Consider the following 12,750-nt stretch of genomic DNA (forward strand, 5'->3'; position numbering starts at 1 on the left):
TATAAATGACAAGTAAATCATTTATTCATTACAAATCTTCTATAAGTACATTTTCAGGAATTACATCCTTATCAAAACTGAATTCTGGTAATTCCTGTCTGAAAAATTTGGTCATATACATCAGATATCCAAAGCCAATCGCCATCCAGATACTTCCTAAAATTAATGCATCTAATTCTAAGTGAGACCAAAGCCATAACGTAAATCCTGCTCCAAGCAAAGGCATTAGCAGATATCGAATGTATTCGGTTAAAGTATTGCGTTTACCATTGCGAATAAAATAATGCACTATAACGGATAAATTAACTGAAGCGAACGCAATCAGTGCCCCAAAATTAATAAACTTAATGACTTGGTCGAGTGTCATAACAATTCCAAGCAATGAAATGAGACCGATTACAATTATTCCTGTTGAAGGTGTTTTAAATCGTGAGTGAATATGACCAAATACTTTTTTAGGCAGTACAGAATCTCGCCCCATAGCATACAGGACACGCGATGCACTTGTAGTAGAAGCTACACCAGAAGAGAAATTCCCCAAAATAACCGCGGTTACAAATATAGATTTAAACAAATTCCCTCCGACTAAATAGACAACTTCCATCGCTGCAGAATCAGTGCTTTCAAATGTAAAGCCTGGGTGAACCAATTGTGCTAAATAAGCCGACCCAATATAAAGAACACCAATAGTCACCAACATGATAATGATTGCTCTAGGAATTGTCTTTTCAGGATTAATTGTTTCTTCAGACAATGTAGTCAGTGAGTCAAAGCCAAGAAAACTGAAACACAGAATTGAAGCACCTGCCAATATTACAGGCAGTTCAATTTCTGTATTGAATAAAGGCTGAATGGAAAATAGCGTCCCTGCACCTATACCAGCCATTAAACTTTTAATAGTCAAAATCCAAAAGATACAAACAAAAATGACTTGAGCCAGAACAAAAATCTTACCCGTGGAAGCAGTAAACTTAACCCCTAAGATGCTTGGTATTACAATAGTTGCAGTTAATAGGATAATCCACAGCGCGTGAGGGACCTCAGGAAATACCGCATGTAAAAAAACAGTAGACATTAAACAAGTGACCATTGGAGTCAACATATAATCCAACATGATTGTCCAACCAATTAAAAAGCCAAGTTGTGGATTAATTGATTTTTGTGTGAATGTATAAGCAGAACCTGCAATGGGAAATGCTTTTGCCATCTTTCCATAACTGAATGCGGTGAATAGGATTGCAACAAAGGCGATGATATAAGCCCCCATGATGACACCTTGGGAAGTGACAGTAGCGATTCCATAAGTATTGAAGAACACCATCGGATTATTCCAGGCAATACCTAAAAATACAACTTGTGATAAAGTAAGTGTTCGCATTAATGTTTGTCGTTTCAAAATAACTCCCCCATCCACTTTTAAATTCCAAATCTTCGGAATATTTATTATTTTGTTAATAATGAATATAAAGGTTTGTGTTACACAAAGGTCAACAACTTGATTTAGTTTTTAGTAAAAAAAAATCGGAAGTTGAATTTGAATGAGGAGAAATTTCACACCAAAGCACTCTCAACTTTTTGTATGTTTATTTACTTAAAAGTTAAAATAGGAAAAGCAATCCAAGAGTCATATATCCCGACTTGTGGATTGCTTTTTTACAAATGAGAGGATTGTGAACATCCTTTACTTAATTTCACTGTGACTAACTAATCATAAAAGTAGCACTTACATACCTATATATTTACTTAAATAATTGCATTTTTTATTTACATAGCATGAAAAACGGGATGAATTCATAAAGTGATTTAATGTTCTCTGAAATATTTAGTCTATATATCTCGGAATATTGCTAAAAATTTCTTGGGAATTGTTATGGATTTAAATCTTAAGTTAATTATTAAATTTGTTGAAAGGGAGGTTTTTTGATGAGTTATTATGATCCGTATTATAGTGATTATGATGCAGTCTTCGGTGGCTTTATGGTTGTGTTTCTTTTAATATTTTTCGCAATGTTAATTATTGGGTATATTGTTAATGCACTAATTTATTTTATGACATCTAAAACAAATGGCTTTAGCGATATAGCTTATATTGCTTGGATTCCTATTATAAACATTTACAGCCTTTTCCTACTAACGGCTAACGGTGATGATGATGTGACAATTCGTGCTGCAGCGAAAAAAACGACCTTAATTTATGCAGGATTGTTTATCGTTTCGTTTATTCCTGCTGTTGGTGTAATCGCGTCACTCGTTATGTTTTGCTATTGGATTTATTACTCCTATCGTCTCTTATATCGTTGGACTGGAGATACCGGCAAAGCTGTTCTCTATATGATCTTATCCATTATTACTGGCGGCCTATTCTTTGCCATTTACGGCTTAATGCGAATGAAACGCCCATTCATAGTATAAATTTCAGCGTTTATAGTCCTCTTTCGTTCAAAAGAATGAAAGAGGATTTTTTTTTGCTTAAGTAAGTTTTTCTATTCCTATTTTATACAATTTATTTTAGCAAACACTTCTTCCTCATATTTCCAATATTTTTTTAAAAAAGAAGTCAGAAATTACGTTGGATATGCTATATTATAGTTAGAAAATTTAGACTTTCTAACTTTTAAAGCAAAGGGGATTTTTAATTATGTATGAAAATATTTTAAGACATCCAGGGCCGACACCTATTCCAAAAAAGGTTCAGCTTGCGATGAACCGAGATATCTTCAGCCATCGAAGCAATGAATTTGTGGAGCTATATCGTGAAACAACTGAGCTCATTAAACCTATTTTCGGCACTAAACAGGACATTTTATTGCTTCCATCTGGTGGTACAGCAGCATTAGAAGCAGCAGCTGTCAATACAGTTTGTGCAGGTGAAGACGTTGTCGTCATTACGGTAGGCGCTTTTGGGGATTACTTCGTTTCGATTTGTGAAAAATATGGCTTTAACGTACATAAGCTTGCGAAACAATGGGGACAAGCATGCACAGCTGAAGAGTTACGTACCTTTTTACAACCTTTGCAAAATATTAAAGCCGTTTTTGTTACGTATAATGAAACTTCAACAGGTATTTTAAATCCAATTGCAGAATTAGCACAGGTTGTTCGTGAAGAAAGTGATGCTTTAGTAATTGTTGATGGCGTAAGCTGTATTGGTGGTGCTCCTGCTGAAATGGATGCATGGGGCATTGATATTCTCGTAACAGGCTCACAAAAAGCGATGATGCTTCCACCTGGCCTTTCTCTCGTTAGTGTAAGCGACAGGGCATGGAAGGTCATTGAAGAAAATAAAGCACCATCTTATTACTTGAATTTATTAAGCTATCGCGATTGGGCAGAGAAAGGTATGACACCGAATACCCCTGCCATTACACTAATTTATGGTCTACACGAAGTGTGTAAACTTATTGAACAAGAAGGTGGATTTTCTCAAACTGTTGCCCGTCATGAACTGATGAAAAACATGGTACGCAGTGCGATGAAAGCACTTAATATTGAGCTTTTGACAGCCGATGAATACGCTTCGCCTACTATTACAGCAATAATGGCTCCTAAAGGGATTGCATTAGGTGAATTTTTGACACATCTTAAACAAAGATACCATCTAGATTTTGCGGGTGGATTAGGTCATTTACAAGGAGAAATTTTCAGATTTGGCCATATGGGGTACTGCTTCCCTAGTGATGTTTTACAAGCGGTTTCTTTAATGGAGGCGGCACTGCAAGACTTTTCTTACGACTTTGAGCCAGGTGCAGGTGTTAACGCAGCGCATAAAGTATTTTTAGCGGCCCAACAAAAATAACACATACTTTACCAAAAATAGACTGCCTGACGATAAAATCGATCAGCAGTCTATTTTTACTGTATGAAACTATCTAACGAGTTTTTTAAAATATTCCTCGCGCATCTCCTGTGGCACCATACTGCCCCCTGTTGCCCAGACAAGATGTGTAGCTTGCTCCATTTTATCTAATAAATGATGCTTCTCTAAATAATCTCGCCCATTAGTCATCAACTGCATTGGTCCGAACATCCCCGCATGTGCAGATGGTTCTAAAAATAGATCTTCTGATTCCATGGCTAAACCGAGTGAAGTAAACAATTCTTCATCTTTCACTGTAAAACAGCCACTTATATATGTTTCCATCACTTTCCCAACGAATTTTGAAGCACGTCCGACAGCTAGACCATCCGCTTCTGTTTTATTATCCAAGCCGATATCTTCTACACTGATTTCATCATGTAAGCCAGTCATGAGCCCAATGGTCATACAAGGTGAAGCGGTTGGTTCAGCAAAGAAAATATGAACATGTTCCCCAAACAATTCTCGTAAACCATATGCAACCCCACCAGGTCCACCACCAACACCACATGGTAAATAAACGAACAATGGATGTGCATCATCCACTTGAATATTTGCCTCTTGTAATTGGACTTTTAAGCGCTTCGCTGCCACTGCATAACCCGCAAATAAATCTTTTGAATTCTCATCATCAATAAAATGGCACATTGGATTTTGCGAAGCTTCCTGTCTTCCCTGTTCTACAGCTACACTATAATCTGCCTTATATTCAATGACCGTTGCCCCTTTTGCTCTTAATAATGCCTTCTTCCATTCCTTTGCGTCACTCGACATATGTACAACGACATTGAACCCTAGTTTTTTGCCCATTATGCCGATACTAAGACCTAGATTTCCTGTTGAGCCTACCGCAATCGTGTATTGCTGGAAGAACGTTCGTAGTTCTTCTGTGGCAAACACTGCATAATCATCGTCTACTTTCAACTTACCATTCGCAATTGCCAATAGCTCGGCATGCTTTAAAACTTCATATATACCACCTCGTGCCTTGATTGAACCCGAAATAGGTAGCGCATGATCACATTTCAAAAATATTTGACCGGGAACTGATATTCGGAACTCTTTTTCAAGTGCTAGCTTCATTTCATCAATCTGTTGAATAGAAGACTCAATCAGTCCTTTGCTTTCTACTAGCTCAGGAAATGCGATAATTAAATAGGAAGAAAAGCGTTTTAGCGTTTCTTCCGCATCGTCAACCTCTTCTATTGAAAAGAGAGTTGTACTCGCTTTTTTCATCCTTTTTGTGTTTTCCCAAAAAACAGTATCCCTATTTTTAATCTTTTCTAGTTTCGGATATAGGTGAAATAATTCGTTTTTTAGTTTATTTTCCATCTGCAGACCCCTCCATTTTTTGCGCTAAAATTGCTCGTTCACAAATTTGTCGAAATTTCATTTCAAACAACATATTGTTTTCTTTCGTTCTTTTTTTAGGTCCCTTGGTTCGTCCGCCTGCACGTCTAATCTTCTGACCAACATGGCGCATATCGAGCAAACGTTCGATATTTTCACTAGACATTTCCCTACCATTTTGATCGATTGGATAGCCTCCTCTTGCCAAAACCATGGCTGCTAAACCGTAATCCTGCGTAATCACAATATCATGTTTTGAAAGCGCATTCACTAGCGTGAAATCAACCGAATCTGGCCCCTTCGGCACAATAATTGTTATTACATTATCACGTTCGATACGGTGTGATGTATCGCAAAACAAGATAGTTTCAATCTCAAACTCAGATGATATAGATAGCGCTAAATCCACGACTGGACAGGCATCAGCGTCAATTAATACCTTCACAATAAAGCATCATTCCTTTCTCATAATTAGATGAATCAAGCACCTCTATATTATTTTGATATAACAATTTCAAGACCCCGATTGCTCATTTTTTCACAAACTTATTCGACTTGGAAAAAGTATTTTATTGAATAGTGTGAAAAATAGATATACGATACACCTATCAATTAAATTGGAGGTTTTCAATATGACAACAACAACTGTAAGCAACGATCAATTAGCAAAAGAATACGTTGACGGCGTGTTCGAGCAACTGAAAAACCAAAACAGTCATCAAGCGGAGTTTTTACAAGCAGCTGAAGAAATTTTCATTTCATTAGTGCCTGTATTTGCACAACATCCAGAATATATTAAGGCAAATATTCTTTCTCGTATCGTTGAGCCAGATCGCATCATTTCATTCCGTGTAGCATGGCAAGATGATAACAACCAAGTACAAGTAAACCGTGGTTATCGTGTACAGTACAGCAACGTCATGGGACCTTATAAAGGCGGGCTTCGCTTCCACCCTTCAGTAAACGAATCTATTATTAAGTTTTTAGGCTTTGAGCAGATCTTTAAAAACGCATTAACTGGTCAACCAATCGGTGGTGGTAAAGGTGGATCTAACTTTAATCCAAAAGGCAAATCCGATTCAGAAATCATGCGTTTCTGCCAAGCATTCATGACTGAATTATACCGTCATATTGGTCCAGATGTCGATGTTCCTGCTGGTGATATCGGTGTAGGTGCTCGTGAAGTAGGTTATTTATGGGGGCAATACAAGCGCCTTACAAAAGCAAACGAATCTGGAGTATTAACAGGTAAAACGCCTGGTTACGGTGGTTCATTAGCTCGTAAAGAAGCAACTGGTTACGGTACAGTATACTTTGTTGAAGAAATGTTAAAAGACGTAAATGATTCATTTGACGGTAAAACTGTTGTTATTTCTGGTTCTGGGAATGTATCAACTTATGCAATTGAAAAAGCTCAGGCATACGGTGCAAAAGTTGTTGCTTGCTCTGATTCTTCAGGCTATATCTATGATGCAGATGGATTAGATCTTGATGTCATTAAAGAAATTAAAGAAGTAAAAAGTGACCGTATATCAACTTACGTCGACTACCGTCCAAATGCTACATTTACAGAAGGTTGTACAGGAATTTGGTCTATTCCATGTGATATTGCGCTACCATGTGCAACACAAAACGAAATTAACGGCGACGCTGCTCGTACATTAATTTCAAATGGTGTAAAAGCAATCGGTGAAGGTGCCAATATGCCATCTGATCTTGAAGCAATTAACGAATTTTTAAACGCTGGTGTATTATTTGGGCCTGCTAAAGCAGCTAATGCTGGTGGCGTGGCGGTATCAGCACTAGAAATGGCACAAGATTCTAGCCGTATATTCTGGTCATTTGAAGAAGTAGATGCGAAGTTACACCAAATTATGAAAAATATTTATGCAGATAGTAAAGCTGCTGCTGATAAATATGGCTATCCAGGAAACCTAGTAGTTGGGGCTAACATCGCCGGCTTTGTAAAAGTTGCTGATGGAATGCTTTCTGAAGGTATCTATTAAATAACCTTTGATACAATTTATTCGGTTATTCTACCATCTAGTAACTAGAATCCTTTATTAAAATTTTAAATTTTCTTAATTTCACTTAAGATGATAACGAATATTCGTTATCATCTTATTTTTTTGTATAAAACATGTAAAAAAATAAGCATAAATAAGATTATAACGAACGTTTTTTATATTAAACATTCTAAACATTCGTGTTATAATTATAAGGTACTATGAAATATTGGAGGGTTTTAAGTGGAATTATTGTATACAGGTAAAACGAAAAATGTGTTCAAGTTAGAAGATGGTCATTACTTATTAAAATTTAAAGATGATGTAACTGGAGAAAACGGCGTATTTGACCCTGGTGCAAATACTGTAGGTTTAACAATTGATGGTGCTGGCCTAGCTGGTCTTCGCTTAACTTCTTATTTCTACTCAAAACTAAATGAACAAGGTGTCCCTACTCACTACGTAGATGCAAACTTCGACGATGCTACAATGACTGTAAAGCCCGCAACAGTTTTCGGCAAAGGATTAGAAGTCATTTGTCGCTTCAAAGCTGTTGGCTCTTTCCTACGACGCTATGGCGCTTATGTACAAGAAGGACAACCTTTGGATTCTTTCGTTGAGGTAACAATCAAAGATGACGATCGTCTAGATCCTCCAATTTCTGAAGATGCTTTAGCAATGTTAAACCTGTTATCACATGAAGAATATGCAATTTTAAAACAACGCACAATTGAAATTTCTAAATTCGTCGGTGCAGAGCTAGCAAAAAAAGGCTTAACGCTTTACGATATTAAATTAGAATTCGGCCGTGATGCACAAACAAATGAAATATTATTAATTGATGAAATTTCTGGCGGTAATATGCGTGCATACAAAGGCGAACAATACATCGAGCCATTAGAACTTGAAAAAATTATGTTAGCAGACTAATAACTAATCCCCTTCTAAGTAATCCATTTACTTAGAAGGTTTTTTCTTCTTTTGCAAAACACCTCACTGTTATAAATTACCGATAATTCCCTGTAGCTATAAGTATGTCTTTCATTTATGCTCAAATACGTTGGGCAAAAAAATTTAGTCCCATTTAAGACAATTTTTGAAACCTTTCACCACTTCACTCGTATATTGAGTAGAAGCAATATTATCATCACAGGAGGTAGTTTAATGGAAAACTATAATGAAACAACGCAACAAGAAAGGCCAAAAGTTAATCCGTTTCTGTCTACTTGGATGCATCCAAAGCAAGCAGCACGCTACATGATTGATGCTAAAACGATTGGTTATGCAATTCTTGTCATGTCCATCGGTTATATCGGTTCTTTGCTTTCTGGCCTTATAGATAGTAATTTCTTGCTTGACGTATCCCCTTGGATTATCGTGCTATTTTGTGTAATTTTAGCGCCAATCGCGGCTATTATCGGCACAGCCTTTTCTACCCTTATTTTCTGGTTGTTTGGTAAATTATTCAAAGGTACTGCAACGTATTCAGACTTATTTAAAGCACTAAGCTTAACTGCTGTACCATTTATTTTAGCCATTCCTTTCTATTTAATTTGGCTAATTACATCTCCTGAATCGTTAATGGATACTAACTTATTAGGGTCTGTTCCTTGGATTTTTTGGATAACGATGTTAGTGACAGCTGTTGTTAGCATTTGGTCCTTCGTCACGACAGTGGCTGTTGTAGCGGAAGCACATCAAATCTCGAATTGGAAAGCATTTTTTACAATAGTTATTCCTTCTATCATCGGAGGAGTCATTGTCTTTGTATTGGTTGCTGTTCTCTTTATTGGCCTTATCGGTATTAGCATGATGTAATAAAAATCTCCCACTCTCAAATGAGAGGGGAGATTTTTTAGTTTAAAACCGACTTTCTACAGATTAAACGGAAAGTACCGTCTGTTGCTGGAATAACTCAGATACACCAGATGCAACAGCTGCCCCACTGACAGCACGTGAAACAATTTCAACAACACGCACATCTAAAGATTTAGGCACAATATATTCTTCTGTTAATTCTTCATCGCTAACAAGAGAAGCAATAGCTTCAACTGCCGCTAATTTCATATCCTCATTAATATCTGTAGCACGTACATCTAATGCTCCGCGGAAAATTCCCGGGAAAGCTAAAACATTATTAATTTGATTTGGGTAATCTGATCGCCCAGTACCCATAATACGAACGCCCCAAGCTTTAGCATTTTCATACGTAATTTCTGGATTCGGGTTTGCTAATGCAAAGACAACCGGATTTTCATTCATAGATGTAATATGTGCTTCTGTTAATAAATTCGCAACAGACACGCCGATAAAGACATCTGCACCTACAAGTGCGTCTTCCAACGTACCATGAATTTTTTCTGGATTAGTTAAATGTGCAACTGCCTCTTTAATCGGGTTCATACCTTCCGCGCGACCTTCATAAATAATCCCTTTTGTATCGCACATATAAATATTTTTATACCCCATTTGCACAAGAATACGTAAAATGGCGATGCCTGCTGCACCCGCACCATTAATGACTACTTTCATCGTCGCAACATCTTTTTTAACGATTCGATTCGCATTAATCATGCCCGCTCCTACAACTATTGCTGTGCCATGTTGATCATCATGAAATACTGGAATATCGCATTCTTGACGTAGACGATCTTCAATTTCAAAGCAACGCGGTGCCGAAATATCTTCTAGATTAACAGCACCAAATGTTGGCGCAAGCGCCTTCACAATGCTGACGATTTCATCTGTGCTTTTTGTATCTAAACAAATTGGGAAAGCATCAACATTGGCAAAACGCTTTAATAAGATTGCCTTTCCTTCCATAACAGGTAGTGCTGCCTTCGGTCCAATATCCCCTAAACCTAACACTGCAGTACCATCCGAAACAATCGCAACCATATTCCCCTTCATTGTATAGTCATAGACAAGAGATGGGTTTTTTTCAATTTCGATACATGGTGCCGCTACACCTGGTGAATATGCAAGACTAAGGTCATAAGAGTCTTGTACAGGAACCTTTGAAATCACCTCTAATTTTCCACTATAATGTGCATGCATATCTAACGCTTTTTTCATAATATCCATTCTATCCGCCCCTTTTTATGTTTTTATTGTATGTCAGAATCATAATACTTTGTGAAATAACAGTCAACGAAAATAACTCTAAAAGCAAAATTTTCTTTGATAAATCAGCATTATTCGTCGATAAATACATTTTTTTGTTTTGTTATCAATTTCACAATCAATTATATCGAAATAATAAACAACCTGTTTCGCCATTACCAAAATGCACTTATATCGGCGCTAAGCCTGTTCAACTTTTCACATAGTATTTTTCTACAGTAAATGAGAAGAATTTCACAAACTTATGTAAGCGTATCCATTGTTACAACTATCTTTGCCACATTTTCTTCACATTTTTTCACAAACATTTTTATTATTAAATCGAAAATTTCTTACATGCTATCATTTTTTTACAGAGGAATGTAGAACTTTACCTACCTCACCCTAAAATTCATAAAAAAAGAGTCCTTAGTATAAGGACTCTCAGCGTGTCGAAAAAAAGTATCAAGTATTACAACTTGATGCCTTATATTCAGTTGATTGGAGCGGAGGACGGCACAAAATGTAATACGCAGCAGACATACGTTAGCGAAGGTTGTGGCTTACAGTGTGCCGGCGGAAAGCGTATCATCACAGCGGAAATCAACGGCATTTAAACGAAAAAAGATTGAAGTGCCCTTAACGTAAGGACTCTTGCATAAATTGATTCGTAAAAGCCGTAATAATATGTTTGGACGACCATTGTTCTCCCGATACTTTTGTAATCGGGTAATCTCTACGAAAGATTGCTTTCGTTATATCATCTACAGAGAAGCCACGTTCATAGAGCTTCCGAACTTCTCCCTCCAGTTCTTCTAAATAGGCAATTTTTTCGATAATTTTTGCCCGACCATCTGCGAGATAACCTGCATGGCAGCAATATACCTTTTCAAAATCATAGTGTAGTAGTTTTTTTAACGATGCCAAAGTATGTACAACGTTTTCCTCATCAAGTACAACTTTTGTTTTCGTTTGAATATATAAATCACCTGTAAACATGGCACCTGTTGCACGATTATAAAAAGACAAATGATCTGTTGTATGTCCTGGTGTAGCAATAATATCCCATGTAGCCGTTTTTGTTTCAAGCGTGTCACGAAACGGCTGTGCAATAAACGCTGGTCGCTGTCCCCATAGCGCTTGACGATACAACTGATAGTTTCCATCTTGTGCACAATCCGCAACCGACTCATGATGAACATAAATAGGGACACCCATATGTTGCTGTATCCATGCAGCATTACCTGAATGATCCTCATGCGAATGAGTCAAGGCAACTTGTTCAATCGGTAGCTCTCGAAAAAAAGATTGAAATTCCTCTGTAAGTGAGTTCGAACCTGTATCAATTAGTAAGCCATCCACATAAAAGCTATATACACTCATGCCAATACCTTGAACAGCTACCTTACCATGTGCACAGTGCACGTCATCATTTTGTTCAATAGCAATGCTTTTCTCTAGTTTAAACATATTTTCTCCCCCTTCCCCTTTGTAAAAAAAATTGTAGCACAAAATGAATGGCGAGTCATTTTTTGGCGCATGTTACCATTTATTAAACGGACTAGCAATTCTATTTTGAAGAAAGAAAAAACGCCCACTTTATGTGAGCGTTTTATTACAATAAATTATTCATTTGTTCCTGTTTCTACATCATATTCAGTAATCCAGTCACTAAAGCTACCTGTATAGAGCTGAATATTTTCGTAGCCTTCATCGGCAAGTACTGCATAGAGTGGTGATGCTGTGACACCACTACCACAATACACAACAATATGTTCATCTTGTGCAACTTTTGCACGCAGCGCATCATTGGCTTGCAGTGTATTTTCTACCTTTAATTGCTCCCAATCAAAGTTTTTAGCAGTTGGAATATGGCCAGCTACTTTATCAAGTGGTTCAACCTCACCACGGTAGCGAGCAGCGGCACGTGCATCTAATAGCGTTGCTGTCTGCTCTCCATCCACAATGGCTTTCACTGCTTCACGCGGTGCATAAAGATAATCTTGCCAATTAAAGTCGATTGTCGTTGGGGCATATTTGACAATATCCTTTGTGAAAGTCACTTTGTTTTCAAGCGCTGCCACTCCCCCGTTGACAATAACGACATTCGGGAAGCCTGCATACGTTAGCATCCACCAAGCGCGCGGTGCAAACGGTGATGCCCCCTGATCATAAACGACGATTTGATCTTCATAGCGGAGGCCTAATTCTTGAAATACAGACGTTAGCTTTTCCTTACTCGGCATCGGATGACGGCCATTTTCACTTGTCATATCCGATAAATCCTGCTCTAAATCTAAATACACAGCACCAGGTGCATGACCTGCTTCAAATGCTTGTTTTCCTGATTCTTTGTTCTGTAAATCATAGCGAGCATCCACAAAACGGACATTATCAACTTGAATTTCCTCAACTGTTTTGAATACTTTTCCCACG

At 37.4% G+C, this 12,750-nt stretch carries 11 protein-coding genes; 5 read left to right on the forward strand and 6 right to left on the reverse strand.

The annotated features are described in order from the left end of the window. Nucleotides 1-28: 28 nt before the first annotated feature. Nucleotides 29-1,396: an APC family permease gene (locus tag ACIP9G_RS07465; RefSeq protein WP_401018587.1), complete on the reverse strand. Its 1,368-nt coding sequence runs from the start codon at nucleotides 1,394-1,396 to the stop codon at nucleotides 29-31. 527 nt (nucleotides 1,397-1,923) lie between these two features. Between ACIP9G_RS07465 and ACIP9G_RS07470 the strand changes: the two genes are divergently transcribed. Both ACIP9G_RS07470 and ACIP9G_RS07475 read left to right on the forward strand, forming a co-directional pair. Continuing rightward, on the forward strand, nucleotides 1,924-2,412 hold the full coding sequence (locus ACIP9G_RS07470; protein WP_340824981.1) for a hypothetical protein: 489 nt from the start codon (nucleotides 1,924-1,926) through the stop codon (nucleotides 2,410-2,412). A gap of 226 nt (nucleotides 2,413-2,638) precedes the next feature. Then, entirely contained in the window at nucleotides 2,639-3,796 is a 1,158-nt protein-coding gene (locus ACIP9G_RS07475; RefSeq protein WP_401018588.1) for a pyridoxal-phosphate-dependent aminotransferase family protein, read from the forward strand. A gap of 69 nt (nucleotides 3,797-3,865) precedes the next feature. On the opposite strand, the gene ACIP9G_RS07480 is transcribed toward ACIP9G_RS07475, so the two are convergent. Both ACIP9G_RS07480 and ACIP9G_RS07485 read right to left on the reverse strand, forming a co-directional pair. Then, nucleotides 3,866-5,188: a D-serine ammonia-lyase gene (locus ACIP9G_RS07480; RefSeq protein ID WP_401018589.1), complete on the reverse strand. Its 1,323-nt coding sequence runs from the start codon at nucleotides 5,186-5,188 to the stop codon at nucleotides 3,866-3,868. Then, nucleotides 5,178-5,651, reverse strand: a complete 474-nt coding sequence (locus tag ACIP9G_RS07485; RefSeq protein ID WP_340824987.1) for a YaiI/YqxD family protein — start codon at nucleotides 5,649-5,651, stop codon at nucleotides 5,178-5,180. The genes ACIP9G_RS07480 and ACIP9G_RS07485 overlap by 11 nt, the downstream gene beginning before the upstream one ends. A gap of 187 nt (nucleotides 5,652-5,838) precedes the next feature. Between ACIP9G_RS07485 and gdhA the strand changes: the two genes are divergently transcribed. From gdhA to ACIP9G_RS07500, 3 genes are all read left to right on the forward strand, one after another. Then, nucleotides 5,839-7,212, forward strand: a complete 1,374-nt coding sequence (gene gdhA, locus ACIP9G_RS07490) for an NADP-specific glutamate dehydrogenase (RefSeq protein WP_340824989.1) — start codon at nucleotides 5,839-5,841, stop codon at nucleotides 7,210-7,212. Nucleotides 7,213-7,455: 243 nt separating this feature from the next. Further along, nucleotides 7,456-8,142 carry a phosphoribosylaminoimidazolesuccinocarboxamide synthase gene (locus ACIP9G_RS07495; RefSeq protein ID WP_340824991.1) on the forward strand — a complete coding sequence of 229 codons (687 nt, stop codon included), beginning with the start codon at nucleotides 7,456-7,458 and terminating at the stop codon, nucleotides 8,140-8,142. Nucleotides 8,143-8,376: 234 nt separating this feature from the next. Continuing rightward, nucleotides 8,377-9,030, forward strand: coding sequence for a Yip1 family protein (locus ACIP9G_RS07500; protein ID WP_401018591.1), 654 nt, complete (start codon nucleotides 8,377-8,379; stop codon nucleotides 9,028-9,030). 63 nt (nucleotides 9,031-9,093) lie between these two features. On the opposite strand, the gene ACIP9G_RS07505 is transcribed toward ACIP9G_RS07500, so the two are convergent. The 3 genes from ACIP9G_RS07505 to ACIP9G_RS07515 form a co-directional block, all read right to left on the reverse strand. Then, nucleotides 9,094-10,296 carry an NAD(P)-dependent malic enzyme gene (locus ACIP9G_RS07505; RefSeq protein ID WP_401018593.1) on the reverse strand — a complete coding sequence of 401 codons (1,203 nt, stop codon included), beginning with the start codon at nucleotides 10,294-10,296 and terminating at the stop codon, nucleotides 9,094-9,096. Between the two features lie 657 nt (nucleotides 10,297-10,953). Further along, entirely contained in the window at nucleotides 10,954-11,784 is an 831-nt protein-coding gene (locus ACIP9G_RS07510) for an MBL fold metallo-hydrolase (RefSeq protein ID WP_401018594.1), read from the reverse strand. A gap of 155 nt (nucleotides 11,785-11,939) precedes the next feature. Then, entirely contained in the window at nucleotides 11,940-12,749 is an 810-nt protein-coding gene (locus tag ACIP9G_RS07515) for a sulfurtransferase (protein ID WP_401018595.1), read from the reverse strand. Nucleotide 12,750 lies beyond the last annotated feature (1 nt).

Source organism: Lysinibacillus sp. NPDC093197, assembly GCF_044754025.1.
Classification (GTDB): Bacteria; Bacillota; Bacilli; order Bacillales_A; family Planococcaceae; genus Lysinibacillus.